Annotated in this window: 18 protein-coding genes; 12 read left to right on the forward strand and 6 right to left on the reverse strand. The window is 75.4% G+C overall.

Annotated elements, in window-relative coordinates:
• Positions 1–77 precede the first annotated feature (77 nt).
• The 5 genes from FB00_RS13050 to FB00_RS13070 all read left to right on the forward strand — a co-directional run bounded on the left by FB00_RS13050 (position 78) and on the right by FB00_RS13070 (position 6,782).
• The gene (locus FB00_RS13050) at positions 78–1,754 is read left to right on the forward strand and encodes an FAD-dependent oxidoreductase (RefSeq protein ID WP_047233355.1); all 1,677 of its coding nucleotides are present in this window, start codon (positions 78–80) and stop codon (positions 1,752–1,754) included.
• A 51-nt stretch (positions 1,755–1,805) separates the two neighbouring features.
• Positions 1,806–3,329, forward strand: a complete 1,524-nt coding sequence (locus FB00_RS23005) for an ATP-binding protein (RefSeq protein WP_269430012.1) — start codon at positions 1,806–1,808, stop codon at positions 3,327–3,329.
• Positions 3,326–4,660 carry a low temperature requirement protein A gene (locus FB00_RS13060; RefSeq protein ID WP_047233356.1) on the forward strand — a complete coding sequence of 445 codons (1,335 nt, stop codon included), beginning with the start codon at positions 3,326–3,328 and terminating at the stop codon, positions 4,658–4,660. Before FB00_RS23005 ends, FB00_RS13060 begins: the two co-directional genes overlap by 4 nt.
• 300 nt (positions 4,661–4,960) lie before the next feature.
• Positions 4,961–5,434, forward strand: coding sequence for an HNH endonuclease (locus FB00_RS13065; RefSeq protein ID WP_047233357.1), 474 nt, complete (start codon positions 4,961–4,963; stop codon positions 5,432–5,434).
• A gap of 208 nt (positions 5,435–5,642) precedes the next feature.
• The gene (locus tag FB00_RS13070; protein ID WP_047233358.1) at positions 5,643–6,782 is read left to right on the forward strand and encodes an endonuclease/exonuclease/phosphatase family protein; all 1,140 of its coding nucleotides are present in this window, start codon (positions 5,643–5,645) and stop codon (positions 6,780–6,782) included.
• Here FB00_RS13070 and FB00_RS13075 read toward each other — a convergent pair.
• Complete coding sequence (locus FB00_RS13075; RefSeq protein ID WP_082141283.1) at positions 6,758–7,483, reverse strand: nucleoside/nucleotide kinase family protein; 726 nt, start codon at positions 7,481–7,483, stop codon at positions 6,758–6,760. The two genes, FB00_RS13070 and FB00_RS13075, sit on opposite strands and share 25 nt — an antisense overlap.
• A gap of 119 nt (positions 7,484–7,602) precedes the next feature.
• On the opposite strand from FB00_RS13075, the gene FB00_RS13080 reads away from it, so the two are divergent.
• Positions 7,603–8,181: a dihydrofolate reductase family protein gene (locus FB00_RS13080; protein WP_047233359.1), complete on the forward strand. Its 579-nt coding sequence runs from the start codon at positions 7,603–7,605 to the stop codon at positions 8,179–8,181.
• A 1-nt stretch (position 8,182) separates the two neighbouring features.
• On the opposite strand, the gene FB00_RS13085 is transcribed toward FB00_RS13080, so the two are convergent.
• Positions 8,183–8,968, reverse strand: coding sequence for a helix-turn-helix domain-containing protein (locus tag FB00_RS13085; protein WP_047233360.1), 786 nt, complete (start codon positions 8,966–8,968; stop codon positions 8,183–8,185).
• 171 nt (positions 8,969–9,139) lie between these two features.
• On the opposite strand from FB00_RS13085, the gene FB00_RS13090 reads away from it, so the two are divergent.
• The 4 genes from FB00_RS13090 to FB00_RS13105 all read left to right on the forward strand — a co-directional run bounded on the left by FB00_RS13090 (position 9,140) and on the right by FB00_RS13105 (position 12,999).
• Positions 9,140–10,183, forward strand: coding sequence for an ABC transporter substrate-binding protein (locus FB00_RS13090; protein WP_047233361.1), 1,044 nt, complete (start codon positions 9,140–9,142; stop codon positions 10,181–10,183).
• Positions 10,183–11,958, forward strand: coding sequence for a siderophore-interacting protein (locus FB00_RS13095; RefSeq protein WP_047233362.1), 1,776 nt, complete (start codon positions 10,183–10,185; stop codon positions 11,956–11,958). Before FB00_RS13090 ends, FB00_RS13095 begins: the two co-directional genes overlap by 1 nt.
• Positions 11,959–12,182: 224 nt before the next feature.
• Entirely contained in the window at positions 12,183–12,509 is a 327-nt protein-coding gene (locus tag FB00_RS13100; protein ID WP_156186396.1) for a hypothetical protein, read from the forward strand.
• Positions 12,510–12,633: 124 nt separating this feature from the next.
• Positions 12,634–12,999, forward strand: a complete 366-nt coding sequence (locus FB00_RS13105) for a nuclear transport factor 2 family protein (RefSeq protein ID WP_047233364.1) — start codon at positions 12,634–12,636, stop codon at positions 12,997–12,999.
• Positions 13,000–13,012: 13 nt separating this feature from the next.
• Here FB00_RS13105 and FB00_RS13110 read toward each other — a convergent pair whose 3' ends face one another.
• From FB00_RS13110 to FB00_RS13125, 4 genes are all read right to left on the reverse strand, one after another.
• The gene (locus FB00_RS13110) at positions 13,013–13,498 is read right to left on the reverse strand and encodes a hypothetical protein (RefSeq protein ID WP_047233365.1); all 486 of its coding nucleotides are present in this window, start codon (positions 13,496–13,498) and stop codon (positions 13,013–13,015) included.
• A 183-nt stretch (positions 13,499–13,681) separates the two neighbouring features.
• Positions 13,682–15,337: a right-handed parallel beta-helix repeat-containing protein gene (locus tag FB00_RS13115; RefSeq protein WP_052877654.1), complete on the reverse strand. Its 1,656-nt coding sequence runs from the start codon at positions 15,335–15,337 to the stop codon at positions 13,682–13,684.
• Between the two features lie 93 nt (positions 15,338–15,430).
• Positions 15,431–15,895: a hypothetical protein gene (locus tag FB00_RS13120; RefSeq protein ID WP_156186397.1), complete on the reverse strand. Its 465-nt coding sequence runs from the start codon at positions 15,893–15,895 to the stop codon at positions 15,431–15,433.
• 172 nt (positions 15,896–16,067) lie between these two features.
• Positions 16,068–17,321, reverse strand: coding sequence for an MFS transporter (locus FB00_RS13125; RefSeq protein ID WP_047233383.1), 1,254 nt, complete (start codon positions 17,319–17,321; stop codon positions 16,068–16,070).
• 93 nt (positions 17,322–17,414) lie between these two features.
• Here FB00_RS13125 and FB00_RS13130 point away from each other — a divergent pair, with 93 nt between their 5' ends.
• Positions 17,415–18,308 (forward strand): LysR family transcriptional regulator, encoded by an 894-nt coding sequence (locus FB00_RS13130; RefSeq protein WP_047233367.1) that lies wholly within the window; start codon positions 17,415–17,417, stop codon positions 18,306–18,308.
• Between the two features lie 239 nt (positions 18,309–18,547).
• A partial coding sequence (locus tag FB00_RS13135) for an ATP-binding cassette domain-containing protein (RefSeq protein ID WP_047233368.1) occupies positions 18,548–19,428 on the forward strand: 881 nt, incomplete at its 3' end.

Raw genomic sequence — 19,428 nt, forward strand, 5'->3', positions numbered from 1 at the left:
CGCCACGCCGCCGTGGACGCGCGGGCACCGCGGCGAGAGGATGGCACTCGCCCGTCCGTGGCTCCCGAGGAGGCCGTGTGGAACCGACCGTCGCGACGACCCGCCCCGCCATCGTCACCGTGGACGACGACCCCGGGGTCTCGCGCGCGGTCGCGCGCGACCTGCGCCGCCGCTACGGCGACCGGTACCGCATCGTGCGCGCCGAGTCGGGAGCCGAGACGCTCGACGCGCTGCGCGAGCTCGCGCTGCGGGGCGAGGACGTCGCCGTCGTGCTCGCCGACCACCGCATGCCCGGCATGACCGGCGTCGAGCTCCTCGAGCAGGCGATGGACCTCTTCCCCGCCGCCCGCCGCGTGCTGCTCACCGCCTACGCGGACACCGAGGCCGCGATCGAGGCGATCAACGTCGTCGACCTCGACTACTACCTGCTCAAGCCGTGGGACCCGCCCGAGGAGAAGCTCTACCCCGTCGTGGACGCCCAGCTCGAGGCGTGGTCCGCCACCGACCGACGCCGGCCGGCCGAGACGGTCGTCGTCGGGCACCGGTGGTCGGCGCGGTCGTCGCAGGTGCGCGAGTTCCTCGCGCGCAACCGCGTGCCCTACCGCTGGTACCCGTCGGAGTCCGCCGAGGGCGCGCGGTTGCTCACCGCCGCGCAGACCGACGGCGAGGCCCTCCCCCTCGTGGTGACGCCGGAGGGCGAGGCGCTCGTCGCGCCCGACGACGCGACGCTCGCCGAGCGCGTCGGGCTCGCCACGCGGCCCGCGGCCGACTTCTACGACCTCGTCGTCGTCGGCGGCGGCCCCGCCGGCCTGAGCGCCGCGCTCTACGGGGCGTCCGAGGGGCTGCGGACGGTGCTCGTCGAGCGCACGGCCACGGGCGGGCAGGCCGGGCAGAGCTCGCGCATCGACAACTACCTCGGCTTCCCCGACGGGATCTCCGGCGCGCAGCTCGCCGAGCGCGCGCGGCGCCAGGCCGTGCGGTTCGGTGCGGAGATCGTCACGACGCGCGACGCGGTCGAGCTCGACGTCGACGGCCCGGCACGCAGCGTGCGCTTCCCCGACGGCACGTCGATCGACGCGCACACCGTCATCCTCGCCTCGGGCGTGTCCTACCGGCTGCTCGACGGCCCCGGGCTCGGCGACCTCGTGGGGCGCGGCGTGTTCTACGGGTCGGCGCTCACGGAGGCCTCGGCCTGCCACGACCAGGAGGTGTACGTCGTCGGCGGCGCGAACTCCGCGGGGCAGGCGGCGCTCTACCTGGCCCGCGAGGCCAAGCGGGTCACGCTCGTGATCCGCGGCGACTCCCTCGCCCGCTCGATGTCGTCCTACCTCGTCGAGCAGGTCGAGGCCCACCCGCGGGTGCGCGTCCTGACCCGCACGGAGGTCGTCTCCGCGTCGGGGGACGGCCACCTGGAGCACCTCGAGCTGCACGACCTCGACACCGGCGGGACCACGCGCGTCGAGTGCGGGTGGGCGTTCGTGTTCATCGGCGCCGCACCCCGCACCGACTGGCTCGACGGCGTCGTCGCGCGCGACCCGCGCGGGTACGTCCTCGCCGGGCCCGACCTGCTGCGCGACGGCGCCCCGCCCGCCGGGTGGACGCTCGACCGCCCGCCGTACCACCTCGAGACGTCCGTGCCCGGCGTGTTCGCCGCCGGCGACGTGCGCTCGGAGTCCGCCAAGCGCGTCGCGTCCGCCGTGGGCGAGGGCGCCATGGCCGTCATGCTCGTGCACCGCTACCTCGAACAGCTCTGACCGCCCCGTCCCACGCGACACAGCCCCGACCCGAGACCCGGAGGCGACACCGTGACCAGCACCGAGGACCCCACCACGACCCCGCCCACCCCGGGCGCCTCCGCTGCGGCGGCCGCCCGCGGGTGGCTGCCGTGCGACGTCGACGAGCTGCGCGCGACGTTCCTCTTCGAGCACCTCACCGACGACCAGCTCGCCTGGCTGTGCGCCACCGGCCACGTCGAGCGCCACGACGCGGGCTGGCTGTTCCACGAGGGCACGCCCGCCGAGGCGTTCTACGTCCTGCTCGACGGCGGCGTCGCGCTCTACCGGCGCGTCGGCGAGGACGAGGTCGAGGTCTCGCGCACGCACCAGGTCGGCGTCTACATGGGCGCGTGGAACGCGTACCTCGGCGACCGACTCCCCCAGACCTACCTGCACTCGGCGCGCGCCCTGGAGCCCTCGCGCCTCTTCGTCCTCGAGGCGCACGACTTCGCCAAGCTCATGACGGAGTGGTTCCCCATGGCCGTGCACCTGCTCGAGGGCGTGTTCTGGGGCACGCGCGACGCGCAGCAGCTCGTCGGGCAGCGCGAGCGGCTGCTCGCCCTCGGGTCGCTCTCCGCGGGCCTGACGCACGAGCTCAACAACCCCGCCGCGGCCGCGGTCCGCGCGACCGGGACGCTGCGCGAGCGCGTCGCGGCCATGCGGCACAAGCTCGCGCTCATCGCCGACGGCCCCTACGACCGCGCCACCCTCGCCGAGCTCATCCGGCTCCAGGAGGAGGCGCTCGAACGCTACGCGGACACTCGCACGGCGGACGCCGTCGGCGCGCTGGAGACGTCCGACCTCGAGGACCGCCTCACCGACTGGCTCGACGACCACGGCCTGCCCGAGGGCTGGCGCGTGTCGCCCGCGCTCGTCCAGGCCGGGATCGACGAACCGTGGCTCGACCGCGTCGCCGAGCGCGTCGACGCCGGTGCGCTCACCGGCGCGGTGAGCTGGCTCGCGTACACGATCGAGACCGAGCAGCTCATGGCCGAGATCGAGGACGCGACCGTGCGCATCTCCACGCTCGTCGGCGCGGCGCGCCAGTACTCCCAGCTCGACCGCGCGCCCTTCCGGCCGGTCGACCTGCACGAGCTCCTGGACTCGACCCTGACGATGCTCGACCACGCGCTCGCGGGCGTCGAGGTCGTGCGCCGCTACGACACGACCCTGCCGCCCGTGCCCGTCTACGCGGCCGAGCTCAACCAGGTGTGGACCAACCTCGTCGAGAACGCCGCGCAGGCGATGGGCGGGTCCGGCACGCTCACGGTCACGACCCGCCGCGCCGACGACCGCGCCGAGGTCGAGATCGCCGACACGGGCCCCGGCATCCCCGACGACGTGCGCCCCCGGATCTTCGAGCCGTTCTTCACGACCAAGCCCGTCGGGCAGGGAACCGGGCTCGGCCTCGACATCTCGTGGCGGATCGTCGTCAACAAGCACCACGGCGACCTCACGGTGACGTCCGTGCCCGGCGACACGCGGTTCGTCGTGCACCTGCCGCTCGAGCCCGCGCAGACCCCGCCGCAGCCCGCGCAGACCCCGCGGCCGTGACAGCCCCCGCGCCCGCCGCGGGGACGTCGCCCGTCGGGGAGGAGCGCCACGCGTCGTGGCTCGAGCTCTTCTTCGACCTCGTCGTCGTCGCGGGCATCGGCATGCTCGCCCACCTGCTCCAGGAGGACCACGACCTCGGCGGGCTCGCCCTCTACGTCGTCGCGTACACGGCGTTCTGGCTCGTGTGGGCGTGCTTCACCACGTACGGGAACGTCGCGGGCGAGGGCGCCCGGGCGCTGCCGATCCTCGCCGGGATGGCCGCGCTCGCCGTGATGATCGCCGCGGTGCCGGGCATCCACGACGAGCACGCGCAGGCGTTCGCCGTCGCGTACGTGGTGGGCCGCCTCGTCGCGGCGCGACCCTGGCGCCGCACGACCGTCGTCGTCGACCTGCCCGTGGTGCAGGCGCTGACCGGCGTCGTGCCGTGGATCGTGTCGTGGTGGTTCGACGGCCAGACCCGGTACACGCTGTGGGCCGTCGGCCTCGGGATCGACCTCCTCCTGCTGCTCACCCTCTCGGGCGAGCGCCTCGTGCAGCGAGCCCAGGAGCGCCTCGACGAGGTCCGCGAGCGCCGGGGTCGTGGACGCGGCGGCCGACGCGACCGCAAGGGGAGCGCCGCCCGGGGACGTTCGGGGCGCGCGCCCGCGGGGCATACCCACGAGGAGCGCGGCCGCGGCGGACGGCGCGGCGCAGGAGGCCCGGCGGATGCTCGGGGACCCGAGGTGCCGACGACGGTCGACGCGGCCGTGAGCGACGTCCCGCACCTCGGCGAACGGCTGGGCCTGTTCGTCATCATCGTGCTCGGCGAGGGCCTCATCCAGGCGATCGACGCCGCGAGCGAGGCCGAGTGGGACCGCACGCTCCTCGTCGCCGGAGCCGGGGCGTTCACGCTGCTGGTGGGTCTGTGGGCCCTCACCGTGCGGTCGGGCTACGCGGGCGTCGCGCTGCTGCGTCCCGCCGGGGTGCCGCCGCGGTCGGCGTGGTTCCTGCACCTGGTGACCACCGGGGCGCTCGCGACGCTCGCGGGCGCGCTCGGGGGCGTCCTGGACCGTCCGGCGCGCGCGCTCGACCCCGGCGAGCTCGCGCTGCTCGTCGGCGCGTTCGCCGTGCACGGGCTCGTGTCCGCGGGGGTGCACGCGGTGCTGCACGACGCGCGCACCGCCGTCCTGCTCGCCGTCCCGGTCGTGGCCGCCGGCGCGGTCGCGTGGCTCGCCGGCGGGACGATCTCGGCCGCCGGCCTGGTCTGGGTGCTGTCGGGTGCGCTGCTGGTACAGCTCGCCCTCGCCGGCCGGCCCCGCGCGGCGCGCGCCCCGGCCGGGGCGGGCACCTGACGCCGGCGACCTGCCCGGGCAAAACCGTGGACGTCGGACGATCGCGGGCATAGCCTCGTGGCGTCCGGTCGAACCCGCCCGGACGCTCGACCATGACGACCGGTGAAGGGGAGGTGGACCCGCGTGCTGCACCAGTGGTCCACCGACCCGTCCCGAAGGGCGCTCCTCAGGTAGACGACGTACGTCGTCCACCCGAAGAGCCGTCCTGGGGCACCGTCCTGGGGCGGCTCTCGTCGTCCTCCCCAGTTCGGGCCCCACGTCACGGCCGCCACGGCCACCGACACGACAGGAGGCGCGACGATGAGCGAGGTGGTCATCTACAACCTCGGCGGCAGCCAGGAGCTCGGCCGCGTGTCGTTGCGCCACGCGATCCGCATGCTGCACCGGCGCGTCGCCGAGGTGCTCGAGGCCGTCGAGGGCGAGACGTTCGGCCCGTACCAGCGGCCGCGCTCGGTCGCGCTCGTGCGGTACGTGCACGCGCGGTGGGTGTACGAGCGCCAGGGTCGCGTGCCGTACTCGCGCGCGGCGCTGCTGCGCCGCGACCGGTACCGCTGCGCGTACTGCGGCGGGACGGCGACGACCATGGACCACGTGGTCCCGCGCTGCCAGGGCGGGACCACGACGTGGCTCAACGCCGTCGCCGCGTGCGAGCCGTGCAACGCGACCAAGGGCGGCCGCACCCCCGAGCAGGCCGGTCTGCGGATGCTCAGACGCCCGTTCGAGCCCACGTTCCGCGACATCTACCCGTCGGCGCCCGCCCCGCGCAGACGCTGACGGGTCCGCCGACCTGCGCTGCGGTCGGCTCCCCAGGCCGCCCGGCCGGTGGCGGTGACACCGGCCGGGCTTCCCTACGCCTGCGCCCTGCCTCCCGGGGCGCGACGCCGTCGACCGTCCGGGACCGGGCGGCGCGCCCTCCCTCCCGATAGAGCCGGTCCGCGTCTCGCACCCACCCCGGGTCCCGGACCGCGCGAGGGAGACCACGATGGCGAGGTTCCGGATCGGGACGTTCAACGTCGAGAACCTGTTCGAACGCCCGCGCGCGATGGCGGGCCCGCTCACCGGCGGCAACCCGGTCCTCGCGGCGCACGCCCGGGTCAACGCGCTCGTCGCCGAGGAGCAGTACGGGCCGGACGTGCGGGCGGAGATCCTGCAGCACCTGGAGACCCTGGGCCTGCTGCGCTCCGACTCCGCGGCGCTCGCGGTGCTGCGCCAGGTGCGCGGCCGGCTCGTGCGTCGCACGGGCTCGCAGGCGGCGGGCACCGCGCGCACCGAGGTCGTCGCCACCGGGCGCGGCGACTGGGTCGGCTGGGTCGACCTCGTCAAGGACCGGGTCGACGAGCTCGCCATGACGCACACGGCGCGCGTCGTCGCCGACGTCGACGCCGACGTCCTGGCCGTCGTCGAGGCCGAGAGCCGGGTCGCGCTCAAGCACTTCACCGACGCGGGAGTCGTCACGCGCGCCGGTCGCCCGGTCTACCCCCACGTCATGGTCATCGACGGCAACGACGACCGCGGGATCGACGTCGGGCTGCTCACGACGCGCCCGTACCGGATCGGGACCGTGCGCTCGCACGTCGACGACCGCGACTCGCGCGGGCGCCTGGTGTTCGGGCGCGACTGCCCGGAGTACGTCGTCGAGCTGCCCGGCGGCGGCACGCTCACCGTGCTGGTCAACCACTTCAAGTCCAAGGGCTACGGCACGCAGGCCGAGTCCGACGCGACCCGGCGCCGCCAGGCGACCCGCACCGCCGCGATCTACGCCGCGCTGCGCGCCCGCGGCGAGGAGAACGTCGTGGTCGTGGGCGACCTCAACGACACCCCGTCGTCCACCCCGCTGCGGCCGCTGCTCGAGGGGACCGACCTGCGCGACGTGAGCGAGCACCCGGCGTTCCGCGGCGACGGGAGGCCGGGCACGTACGGCAACGGGACCGCGGGCCAGAAGATCGACTACGTGCTGCTGTCCCCCGCGCTGTTCGACCGCACCGTCGGCGGGTCGGTGTTCCGCATGGGCGTGTGGGGCGGCACGAAGGGCACGCTGTTCCCCCACTACGACACGATGACGTCGGCGACGCACGCCGCCTCCGACCACGCCGCGCTCTACGCCGACGTGGACCTCGCCTGAGGCACGGCGTCGAACCGGATCGCCCCGGACACCACGAGGTCGGCGCGCGAGCGGGTCGACTCCACGAGGAGCGCGTTGCGCCCGTCGACCTCGTTCGCCCAGGCGGTCGCGGCCTCGACGGTGCGCCCGTGGCGCGTGTGCCGGTCGACGAGGCGCCGCTCGCGCTCGGCGTCGTCCGTGCCGCAGAACCACGCCTCGTCGAGCAGGTCGCGCACCCTCCCCCACGGCTCCTCCGGCACGAGGAGGTAGTTCCCCTCGACCACGACGACCGCGTGCGACGGATCGACGGCGATCTCCCCGGCCACGGGCTCGTCCACCTCGCGGTGGAAGGACGGCGCGTACACGGTGTGGTCGCGCTCCGCGCGCACCCGGCGCAGCAGGGCGACGAAGCCCCAGCCGTCGAACGTGTCGAGCGCGCCCTTGCGGTCGTGGCGGCCCAGCCGGTCGAGCGTCGCGTTCGCGAGGTGGAACCCGTCCATCGGCAGGTGCACCGCCTCCGGTCCGAGCGCCTCCACGAGCCGGAGCGCGAGCGTCGTCTTGCCCGCGCCCGGGCTGCCCGCGATCCCGACGACGACGCGCCCGCCGCCCGATCGCTCGCGGAGCGCGCGCACGCGCGCGAGGAGGGCGCCCGGGTCCGCGACCTCGGCAGGCGGCTGCGCGGTTCCGGGCACGAGGGGCACGGCGTCCTTCTCGACGGTCATGCACCCAGTGTCCCGTGCCCACGGCTCCGGGGTCGTGGGTCGCGAGGCCGGGACCGATGAGTCGGCGGCGCAGGGCTGGTCTCCCCCTCGACCCAGCATCTCGAACCCAGGAGGAGAGCATGGCCACGGTGGTCGCAGGAGCAGCGGTGTCGCTGGACGGCTACGTCCAGGACGCCGACGGAAGCATCGAGGCGCTGTACGCGGACTTCGAGGAGCTGGCGAGCAGCGCGTACCTGCGGGAGCTCCAGGAGCGGACCGGCGCCGTCCTCATGGGCCGGCGCACGTACGACATGGCCCCGGACCCTGACGGCTACGCGGACGGCTACGAGTTCCAGGTGCCGATCTTCGTCGTCACCCACACGCCGCCGCCGGTCGCGCCGAAGCGCAACGAGCGGCTGTGGGTCACGTTCGTCACGGACGGCGTCGAGTCGGCGGTCCGGCAGGCCCGCGACGCCGCGGGCGAGCGCGACGTGACCTTCATCGGCGGGGCCGACGTCTTCCACCAGCTCTGGGCCGCCGGGCTCGTCGACGAGCTCGCGGTGGAGGTCATGCCGGTCCTGCTCGGGGCCGGCGTCCGGCTGTTCGACGGCGAGGCGCCCGCCGCGCTGGAGAAGGTGCGGGTCGACGAGCTCGGCGCGCGGACCGCGCTGCGCTACCGGGTCGTCCGGACACCGGGTCCGACGGCCGGGCAGGCGTAGCTCAGGCGCTCGCCGGCACGACCCGGTCCCCCGACCCCTCGGGCGGACGGGTCGCGAGCACCGCGACCGGGTCGCGCGCGAGGTCGGCGACCGGCAACCCGGTCTCCCGGCTCAGCGCGCGCAGCAGCCCGGCGCGCGACGCGTAGCCCGCGGCGCGCGCCGCGGCATCGAGGTGCGACCCGCCGCGCAGCCGGGCGACGGCGACGTTGAGGTGGGCGCGCGTGCGCCAGCGCCCGAACGCGAGCCCGGTCTCCTCGACGAAGAGGCGCTGGACGTGCCGCGCGCTGGCGCGGCGCCGGTCGGCGAGCTCGTCGAGCGTCGCGACGCCCCGGCGGGCCTCCTCCGCCACGGCCCGCGCCACGGGGTGCACGGGCAGCCGCAGGACGAAGTAGTCGCCCGCGAGCCCCCGCAGGACCTCCTCGAGCGCGGCGCGGAACGGGGCGACCTGCTCGGGCGTCGCCGGGGCCGCGCACAGGACGGCCGTGAGCACGGTGGTGAGGGCGGGCACGACGCCGAGGCGGTGGACGCGCGTCGGCGGCTCGACCCCGGGCGAGAGCACGGGGCCGATCGCCATCGAGTCGCCGGGGAGGCGCATCGCGTGCGGGACGCGCGGGGCGAGCCAGAGGTTCTCGTGCGTCCGCAGGGTCAGGGGCGCGCCGTCGACGACGAGCTCCGCGGTGCCGGCGACGACGTGGACGAGGTGCGGCTCGTCGTGCGCGTGGGTGTCGTGCCCGAGGAAGCGGACGGAGTGCTCGGGGACGACGGCGCCCAGCCCGGTCGGGGTCATGCGCGCTCCTCTCCCCTGGCTCGCGGGTCCCAGGTCGCCGTGTCGTCTCCGGGACGGGTCGTGTCATGTTCGGACGCGGGCCGTCCGTCAGGTGTGGTTAGCCTAACCTCGCGAGGTGCGCCCCGGTACGCCGTGCGGCCCCCGCGTCCCTGCTGCCGAGTGTGAGGTTCCATGCTGTCGTCACGTCGCCCCGCCCGCCGTCCCCTCGCCGCGCTGAGCGCGCTCGTCGCCGCCGCGACGCTCGCGCTGGCGGGATGCTCCGCCGACACGACGCCGTCGGACGCGGGCGCCGAGCCGTCCGCGGAGCCCGACACGACCGCCTCCGAGACCGCTGCCGAGCGGGTCGTGACGACCGACCAGGGCGACGTCACCGTCCCGACCGACCCGCGGCGCGTCGTCGTGCTCAACCACGCCCTCGCCGGGTACCTGTACGCGCTCGACGTGCCGGTGCTCGCCACGGTCCCCGAGGTGACCGACGACCCGGACCCGAAGTTCTCCACCTTCTGGGCCGAGGAGGCCGAGGCCGACGGCACCGAGCTCATCGAGTGGAGCGCCGACGGCTACAACCTCGAGGCGATCCTCGCCCTCGAGCCCGACCTCATCGTGGGCGGCGGCTGGGGCTTCCCGCTCAAGCAGGCGACCGACGTCTACGACGGCCTGAGCCAGATCGCCCCCACCGTCCTCGTCAGCGGCACGTACACGACGTGGCAGGAGCAGTTCGCGTTCCTCGCGCAGGACGTGTTCGACGACGCCGCGACGTACGACGAGCTCGTCGCCGGGTACGACGCACGCGTCGCCGAGGTGGCCGACGCGATCACCGTCCCGGAGGGCGAGACGGCCTTCCTGGCGCTGACGTCGGAGGGCAAGGCGTTCGCGCTCATCGAGGGCGAGGCGCTCCCGAACACGTTCGCCGACCTGGGCTTCGCGATCCAGCCGATCCAGGAGGAGACCGGCGCCGAGCCGTACACGCCCGGGGGCGACATGTTCGAGGTCTCGGCAGAGCAGGTGACGTCCGTGGTCAGCGCGCCGAACGTGTTCGTCATCGGGTTCAACGGCGCGGAGATCGACGTCGACGCCCTCTCCGCCGACCCGGTGTACGCGGGCCTGCCGTCGTTCGTCGCCGGCACGGCGCACGAGCTGCCCACGTGGACGATCCGCGGGGACTACCACGAGGCCATGGCCCTGCTCGACGTCGTCGAGGAGCAGTTCTCCTGATGGCCCAGCACCGCCTGCGCACGCACCCGCTGGTGCTGCGGCGCGTCGAGGTCGCGCGCGTCGTCGACGTGACGCCTCGCATGCGCCGGGTGACGCTCGTCGGGCCCGAGCTCGGGGCCTTCGAGCGCGACGGCCTGCCGATGCCGGCGTTCGACGCGCCGTGGTTCGACGACCACGTGAAGATCGTGCTCGCCGCCGACGGCGACCTCGCCGCCGCGCTGCCCGTGCAGCGCGCGCACGGGATCGACTGGCCGCCCGCGCCGAACCGGCAAGGCCGCGACTACACCCCCCGCCGCTGGGACGCGGCGGCGGGCGAGCTCGACCTCGACCTCGTGCTGCACGGCGACGGCCCGGCCGCGGCGTGGGCCCAGGCCGCGCGCCCGGGCAGCGAGCTGTGGTTCGTGGGCCCCAAGGCCTCCACGGTCTGGCCCGACGACGTCGACTGGGCCCTGCTCGCCGGCGACGAGACGGCGCTGCCCGCGATCGGGCGCTTCCTCGACGAGCGTCCGGTCGACGTGCCCGTGCAGGTCGTCGTGACGATCGGCGTCGAGGCGGCCCGGCAGGACCTCGCGCTGCGCGCGGGCGACTCCGTGCGGTGGGTCGTCGCGCCGGAGGGCGACCGCGCCGCGCTCGACGACGCCGTGCGCGCTCTGGAGTGGTGGCCCGGCCAGGTCTACGCGTGGGCGGCGAGCGAGAGCCGCGCGCTCCTGCCCGTGCGGCGCTACCTCACGCGCGAGCGCGCCGTGCCGCGCACGCACGTCGACGTCACCGGTTACTGGCACGCGGAACCGGCTGCCGCCCCGGCGCCGGCCCAGGGGCCTGCGGCCGAGGCGGAGTCGCAGCCCACGGGGGTCCCGTCCCCCGTGCCCTGGTTCGCGACCCGCGCCGCGCTCCAGCTCGGCCTGCTCGACGAGCTGGGCGCGGGGCCTCGCGACCTCGCGACCCTCGCCGAGGTGGCGCGCGTCGCGCCGGACGCGGTCCGCGCCCTGGTGGGCGTGCTCGCGGCGTCGGGCGTCGTGACCCTCGACGGCGACAAGGTCGCCCTGGGCGACGCGGGTGAGGACCTCCTCGACGACGAGCACGAGCGCGAGGAGTACGAGGGGCTCGAGGCGGACGCCGTCCTGGCGCTCGCCGCGCTCGCCCCCGCCCTGCGCGACGGCGTCCCGGCCTGGTCACGCGCGCGCGGCCGGTCGTTGCGCGCCGAGGTCGAGGCGGACGCCGACCGCGCCGCGGAGGTCGTCGAGGGCGCCGACGTGCTCCCGTACGTGCTCACCGGCCTCGGCACCTGGCCGATCTGGGCGGACGCGCGGTCCGTCGCGCTCGGCGGCCCCGGCGCGCTCGTCGTCGCCGACCTGCTCGCCGAGGTCCCGGGCGAGCGCGCGACGACGCTCGTCGAGGACGCGGTCCCGCTCGGGGTCCTGCGCGAGCAGGCCGGAGCGGTCACGACGCACGCCGCCGCCGAGACGTGGCCTGCGACCGACGTCGCCGTGAGCGCGCTCGGGACCGGCCACCGCACCGACGACGAGGTCGTCGACCTCCTCGTCGTGATGCGGACCGCCGCGCCGCGCGCGGTCCTCGTCGAGGACTTCACGCCGGACGGGCTCAGCCCCCACGCCCACGAGCACGCCCTGCTCTCGCTGGCGACGACCGGTACGGCACCGCGCACGCCCGACGACGTCGCGCGGCTCGCGGAGCGCGCGGGCTGGCGCGTCGAACGGCACGAGGCGCTCGGCTGGGGTGTCGAACGCGTCGAGCTCTCGGCAATGGACGGTTGAAGCGGGTCTTCTCGGTAACCCAGGCGTGGCGTCGACGCGGGTCGCGAACCGGGCCCCGGGGCTCATGGCCCGGTTGCCGACAAGGCCTCACGCGGTCGTGCGGTTCGTCGGTCGCCACCAGCAATGACGAGCTCGCTACTCGCCCTGCCAAGCACGCCGTCGTCTACCGAGGCACGGTTGTCCTGGCCGGGATCGTGATCGGGTTCCGCCTCTACTCTCTCGTCATGGACGGTCAGTGGACGGTCGAGCCCGAAGAGCTCCCGGATGGATCCCTCCGAGCGCCCGATGACGTCGTCTATCGCCGCACCCCGCGACGCGTCACCCGAAGGATCGGGAACGAGGTGCTCGCCGCCGGCGCCATCGTGGTCACCGACGTCTACCCCGAAGGCCTCACGTTCCACGTCGGCGACGCGGCGGACGCGGCCTGGGAGGACGTCGCGCCGCGCCTGGTCTCCGGACGCCGGACCGATGCGCACGACATCCAATGGGTCGGTCATCTCTGGGAATCAGACGACGGCCGTCAGTTGATGCGCTTCGACGGCGAGCACTAGTTCCAGCACGCTCCCGAATCGATGACACCGGAGCGGGGGACGCCTCGCCTCGCCGTCGCCGCGACGCGCGACGAGTCGTCACCCGAGCCGCCCCTGGCCGGGTCCCCCTCCGTAGACTCGGACGATGAGTCTTCTCGCTGCTGAGCATGCGCTCCAGGCCGCCCAGCGCGCCAGTGACGTCGACGCGCTGGACGCGTTGCTGCACCCCCGGTGCGTGGGCGTCGGGCCGGACGGGTCCGTCTTCTCCAAGGAGGACGACCTGGAGAGCCACCGCTCGCGCTTCCTGCGGATCACCCGCCTGGAGGAGGTGTCCCTGGACGTCCAGGAGGACGTCGCGAGCGGGGTGACCCGCCTGGTCGCGGCCGTCGAGGCGATCCAGGGCGGCGCCGCGGTCTCCGCTCGGCTGACCTACACGCGCCTCTGGGTGCGGGCGGACGACCGCTGGCAGGTGCTGGCTGCGACGCTCGCACCGGCCTCCGAGCCCACCTGAACCGCGCCGGGCGTCACCCTCCGGTGAACATGTCGATGGTCAGCGGTGCGCCGACGGCGTCGCACGCGTCGCCGAGGTCACCCTCGGCGTCGTCCCACTCCGGGGAGTGCACACCGGTCGACTCCGCGAACGCCCCGGGCGGGAGGGCCGGCGCGACCTCCTGGAGCTCGCCGATCGCGGTCTGCACGGCAGTGTCCCCGTCGGACGGCAGGCGGTCGAGCACGCGGGTCACCAGCCGGTACCAGCCGTCGCGCTCCTGCGCGTCCATGCGACCGTCGGCCAGGCTGAGGTCGGCGTTCTCGAGGATCGTCAGCACGTCGCCGTAGGCGGCGCAGGCGGCAGCGTCCTCCGCGGTGTCGTCCCCCGCGGCGTCCTCGACCGCAGCGACGTCCGGGGCGGCCGGCGGAGCGGCGTCGGCCTCACCGTCGCCGTCGCAGCCACTGAGAACCACGGCGCCCAGCACCACCGCCGTCACCGCTGCCCACTGCTTCGCTCGCACCTGCGCACGCTCCCGACGTCGATTCCTGAGGGGACGACTGACGGCGAGAGTCTGCCGCGAGCACGCCGCGACGTCGAGGGACACGCCCACCGCGCGAGCACCCGGTCGGCACGACGCCCCCAGCGCGCCGTGCCGACCGACCCCCTCGTCGTCCCCGTGAGGTCGTGGTGACGGCCGCGGGTCTCAGCCGACCGCGCGGAACGGGCCCCACGAGCCGGCGCCCGGCTCCTGCCCGCGCGACCACCACTGCGCCACCCACACCGCGCCGTCGTGCACGACCGCGTCGCCGGCCCGGAACACGCGCGTCGGGGTCCAGACCGGCGCGCCGCGCTCGTCGGTGGCGAGCTCCTCCCACGGACCCCACGCCGAGCCCGGGATCGTTCCCCGCGCGTACCACTGAGCGCGGAACACCGCGCCGTCGTGGACGACGACGTCGCCCGCGCCGTACGTCGCGGTCGGGTCGTAGGCCGGGGCGTCGACCGGGCCGAGACGACCCGCGCCCGCCGACGACCGCACGATCGCAGGCACGGCCCACGTCGGGTCGATGCTCCCGTGCAGCGTCGGCGTCCAGCGCGCCTCGTCGGCGAGCCGGTCCGCCTCTCCCACCGAGGCGTTGTAGGCCGCGAGGAGGTCGACGGGCTCGCCGTTGACGGTCGAGCCCGTCTCGAAGAGCCGCTCGCCCTTGTACCGGCCGATGATCCGCGCCGGGTCGACGCCCGGGGCGAGCTCGAACGCGTTGTTCTCGGCGTAGATGCTCGAGTCGACGCCCGCGCCCCAGTAGTACTGGAAGATGCCCTCGCGCGACTGCTCGTACAGCTCGTTGTAGACGTGCACGTCGCCGAAGCGCACGCGCGGGGCGCGCTGGCCGACGTCGGTCCACCGGTTGTGGTGGTACGTCACCTTGTGCTTGCCCGCGTCCTGGGTGCGGCTGTCCGAGGAGCCGAGGATCGCCGTCTTGTCGTGGTCGGAGAAGTGGTTGTACGAGACGGTCACGTGGTCCGAGCCGTGCGTGATGTCGAGCAGCCCGTCGTGGATCTCGTACGGGCGGCCGAACACGGTGGGCAGCGACGAGGGCGGGTGCTCGCCGTCGTCGAACGTGCTGTGGTCCACCCACACGTTCTCCGACGTCCACACCGACACGTTGTCGTACGCCGAGTTCCAGTTGCCGGCGTCGCCGTCGCCCGGGTCCCACGCGGGGAAGCAGTCGCGCGCGTCGGAGAACGTGACGTTGCGGACGATGACGTTGCGCGCGTCGCGGATCCGCAGGCTCGCGCCCACGACCTGCGCGTCCGCGCCCAGGCCGACGATCGTCACGTTCGACCCCACGTGCTGGAGCGTGCGCGTCGCCTGCTCCGCGGCGGCGACCACGCGCGCGTCCTCGAGCGGACCGGCCGGGTCCACCCAGCCGTACGTCGCGGGGTCGTAGGCCGCGACGTAGTCGTCCATCGAGAACGGGACGTCGCTCCCCGCGACGGGGACGGTCGCGGCGATCGCCTCGCAGCTGGTCCCGGCGAACGCGTCGATGCGTCCGTCGACGTACACGATGCGCGGCGTCGTATCGGTCCGGGCCCCGGCGCCACCCAGCGCGGCGCGCAGCTCGTCCCAGGTGTCGACGACGTACACGTGCTCGGCGCTCGCCCCGGTCCCGCCCGTGGTGCCGCCGTTCGCGGCGCCCCAGCCGTCGTTCGCGCCGAGCACCTGCCGGCCGAGGTCCGTCGCGCCCGCGCCGCCCGGGTTCCCGCCGTCCTCTCCCGCGGCGTCCGGCGCTGCGCTGCTCGTCAGCGCGGTCCCCGTCACCGCCATCGCGACCGCGGTCGCCGCGGCCAGCGGGACCCTCACCCACCGTCCTGCCATCACCCAACTCCTTCGTCGGCGCAAGAAACCGGTTTCCCACCGGCGTCGCCGAGTCTGGCACACGGAGGACGGAAAGCGCTACCCCGCCGAGCTCTCGTCGCGGGCAGCCGCCGAGCGGACGTCGCGCGCCCCGCTCGACGCCCGTTCGGCGGCGAACGCCGCCGTGAGCGGCCCGACCACGAACGGCCACATGCCGAGCACCACCACCGCGATGCTCTCGCCCGCACCGAACGCCGACAGGGCCAGGGTGCCGAGGAGGTTCGGGGCCACCGCGGCCGCGACGGCGACGCTCGCGATCGACCAGAGCGGCAGCGGCAGCGTGCGGTCGACGGGCTCACGGGCTCGCCGCCGGGCGACGAGAATCCCGACCCCCGCGAGCCCGACGGCGGCCAGCGAGACCCCCGCCACCAGCAGCGCGGCCCCCGCGCCGACGACCTCGACCTCGACCGGCGGGCTCCCCGAGCGCGTGGGGGGCTGGACCGACCAGACCAGCCGGCGCGACGGCGCGGCGAGCACGAGCAGGGCGGCCGCCGCGACGCTCACCAGCCACACACCGCAAGCGCCGACCGCGATGCGCCGGGCCCGGGCGACCGCCCACCGCGCCGCGGCGACGCGAGCGGCCCGCGCCGTCGCGCGCCGCTCACCCCGACGGGGTCGCCCTCGTGACACCACGGGCACAGTGTGCCGTGCGCCGGGACGTCACGGTGCGCGGACGTCACCCTCGCGCGGACCGGCGAGCCAGGCCCGGGGCGGCGAGCGCGACGAGCACCGCGGTCGCGGCGGCGAAGACGACGACCATGAGCCGCAGCGGCTCGACGGTCAGCGAGAGCCCGAGGAGCAGCACGGGCACTGCGAGCCCGACGTAGGCGACGAGGAAGATCCCCGCGAGCACCTCGCCGCGCCGCTGCGGTTCGGCGAGCGACCCCGCCGTCGCGAGCGCGCCGCGGAAGAGGATGCCGACGCCCGCCCCCGCGACGACCGCGCTGACGACGAAGCCCGGCAGGGACGCGAGCCCCACCGAGACGGCGAGGACGACGAGCCCGGTCAGCGTCAGCGCGACCGCGAGCGCCACCTGCCGCGCCGCGGCGAGTCGCCCGGAGGCGAGCTGGGCGAGCGCGGCGGACGCGAACACCGCGGCGGACACGAGCCCCGCGACCAGTCGCGAGTCCTCGTGCATGACCGTCGAGAGCACGCTCGGCGTGAGGGACGTGAAGAGTCCGAACACGGCGAAGCCGGCGAACGCGGCCGCCGCGGCGGCGACGAAGGCGCCGCGCCCGGACCGCGGCACCGCGACGCGCTGCGGGCGGTACGCGTACAGGCCGACCGGCGGCGCGACCGTCTCGGGCACGAGCGCGGCGGCGAGCACCGCGGCAGCGAGCAGGACGGCGAACGCGACGTACGGCGTCGTGAGCGGGGCGGGTGCGGCCTGGGCCAGCAGTCCGCCGACGAGCGGGCCGAGCGCGAGGCCGCCGATGTTCGCCAGGCCGGCGACCGCGCTCGCGTCGCGCGGGCCGTCCGGGCGCGCGACCGCGCGCAGCTCGGCGAGGTGCGCCGTCGCCGTCGCGGTGACGGCGCCGATCCCCGCACCGGAGACGAGCCGCGCGACCACGAGCCCGCCCAGCCCGTCGAGCGCGAGGAACAGCACCGCCGCGACGAGCTCGGCCGCGAGGCCGAGGAGCAGCACGCGCCGGCGCCCGAACCGGTCGCTGAGGTGGCCGACGAGGTAGAGGCTCGCGGCCACGCCGACCGCGTAGGCGGCGAAGACGACGGTCACGGCGACCGTGGGGAGCCCGTCGCGCACCTGGTAGAGGGGGTAGAGCGGGGTCGGGACCGTCGAGAACGCCATGGCGGTGGCGAACGCGAGCGCCACGACGAGGAAGCCGGAGCCGTGGGAGACGTGCGGTCGTCGCCGGGTCGCCCGCGGAGAGGTTCGGACGAGGTCCGGGGTGCGCGTCGAGGTCGAGGTCATGCGCACCACCGTGCGCTCGGTCGGGTGATCGCGTCCAACGACTTGTGCCGATACCTCTGATCGCGATCACCGATCATTAGGTAGCCTCGCTCCATGGAGACGCGCCAGCTCGAGTACTTCGTCGCCGTCGCCGAGGAGCTGAGCTTCACGCGCGCGGCGGCCCGCGTGTTCGCCGTGCAGTCGAGCGTGTCCGCGGGGGTGCGCGCGCTGGAGGCCGAGCTGGGCGCCCGGCTGTTCGAGCGGACCAAGCGCAGCGTCGCGCTCACCTCGCAGGGCGAGGCGCTGCTCCCCCGGGCCCGTGCGGTCCTCGACGCCGTCGACGAGGCACACGCCGCCGTCGCGCCCGGCCCGCACCTCGTGCGCGGTACCGTCCGCCTCGGGGTCTTCACCAACCTCGGCTACCTCGGCCTGCCGCGCGTGCTCGCGGCGTTCCGCGAGCGCCACCCGGGCGTCGAGCTGCGCCTGACGCCGAGCCCTGCCGGCTCGACGGGCCTCGGGGAGGACGTGCGCCGCGGGGTCGTCGACGTCGCGTTCACGGGGCTGGACCCGCAGGACCACCCTGGCCTGCGGTACACGCGCCTCACGTCCGCGACGTTCGTCGCCGTCCTGCCCGCCGGGCACCCGCTCGCGGGGGCGGCGTCGGTCGCGCCGGGCGACCTGGCCGACGAGCACGTCGTGACGACGCCGCGCGGGTTCGGCAACCGCGTGGTCGCCGAGCGCGCGTTCGCGCACGCGGGCGTCGCGCCGCGCGCCGACACGGAGGTCGCGGACGTCGGGGACCTGCCGGCGTTCGTGGCCGCGGGGTTCGGGGTCGCGGTGGTGCCGGCCGACATGTACGAGCCGGCCGACGGCGCGGTCGCGGTCCCGCTCGACGCTCCCGAGGCGTGGTCCCTCGGGCTCGTGACCCGGCCGCACCCGAGCGCGGCTGCCGCGGCCCTGGTGGCCGGGCTCGTGCACGCGCTCGGGAGCAGGCCGACGCCGGACTGAGGCGCGCTGATAGCATCGGCACGTGCTCATCGAGGTCGACAGACTCTAGCCGCCGAGCCGTCGGCGGCCCGTCCCAGCGCACCCTCTTGCCCTCGGCTCCGTGACGGAGCCCCCGCGGGCAGTTCTTCGCGGCTCGTGCCGTGGACTCGTCGTGCCTGGACCCGCCGCACCGCTCTACGCCGACCTGTCCTTCCCCGGCACGACCCTGCCCGCGCCACCGCGGGCACGAGGAGCACCTCATGTCCACCCTGCACCGCTCCGCGGTGACCCTGACCGACCTCTCGTTCGAGTGGCCCGACGGGACCGTCGCGCTCTCGCACCTCACCGGCACGTTCGGCACCGGCCGCACGGGCCTCGTCGGCGACAACGGCGCCGGCAAGTCCACCCTCCTGCGCCTCGTCGCCGGCCTGCTCGCCCCGACGTCGGGCCGCGTCACGACGAGCGGCGACGTCGCCTACCTGCCCCAGACCCTGACCCTCGGGCAGGACGCGAGCGTCGCGCGCCTCCTCGGCATCGACGGCACGCTCGCCGCGCTGCGGGCCATCGAGTCCGGGGACGTCGACGAGCGCCACTTCGACGCCGTCGGCGACGACTGGGACGTCGAGGCGCGCGCCGCGCAGGCCCTCGCCGAGATCGGGCTCGACGGCGTCGGCCTCGACCGGCGCGTGGGCGAGCTGTCCGGCGGCGAGGCGATGCTCGTCGCGATCAGCGGGCTGCGCGTGCGGCGCAGCGCGATCACGCTGCTCGACGAGCCGACGAACAACCTCGACCGCGGCACCCGCGCACGGCTCGCGGCGCTCGTCGACGACTGGCCCGGGACGCTCGTCGTCGTGAGCCACGACCTCGACCTCCTCGAGCACATGGACGAGACGGCGGAGCTGCACGCCGGCCGCCTCACCACGTTCGGCGGCCCGTACAGCGCGTGGCGCGACCAGCTCGAGGCGGACCAGGCCGCCGCGGCACAGGCCGCGCGGACCGCCGAGCAGACGCTGCGGGCCGAGAAGCGCCAGCGCGTCGAGGCCGAGACCAAGCTCGCACGCCGCGAGCGGACGGCACGCACCGCCCAGGCGAACCGCACCGGGTCACGCATCTCCATGGGCCTGCGCGCGTCCGCCGCGCA

Source organism: Cellulosimicrobium funkei, from assembly GCF_001019615.1.
In the GTDB taxonomy this organism is placed as follows: Bacteria; Actinomycetota; Actinomycetes; order Actinomycetales; family Cellulomonadaceae; genus Cellulosimicrobium; species Cellulosimicrobium cellulans_E.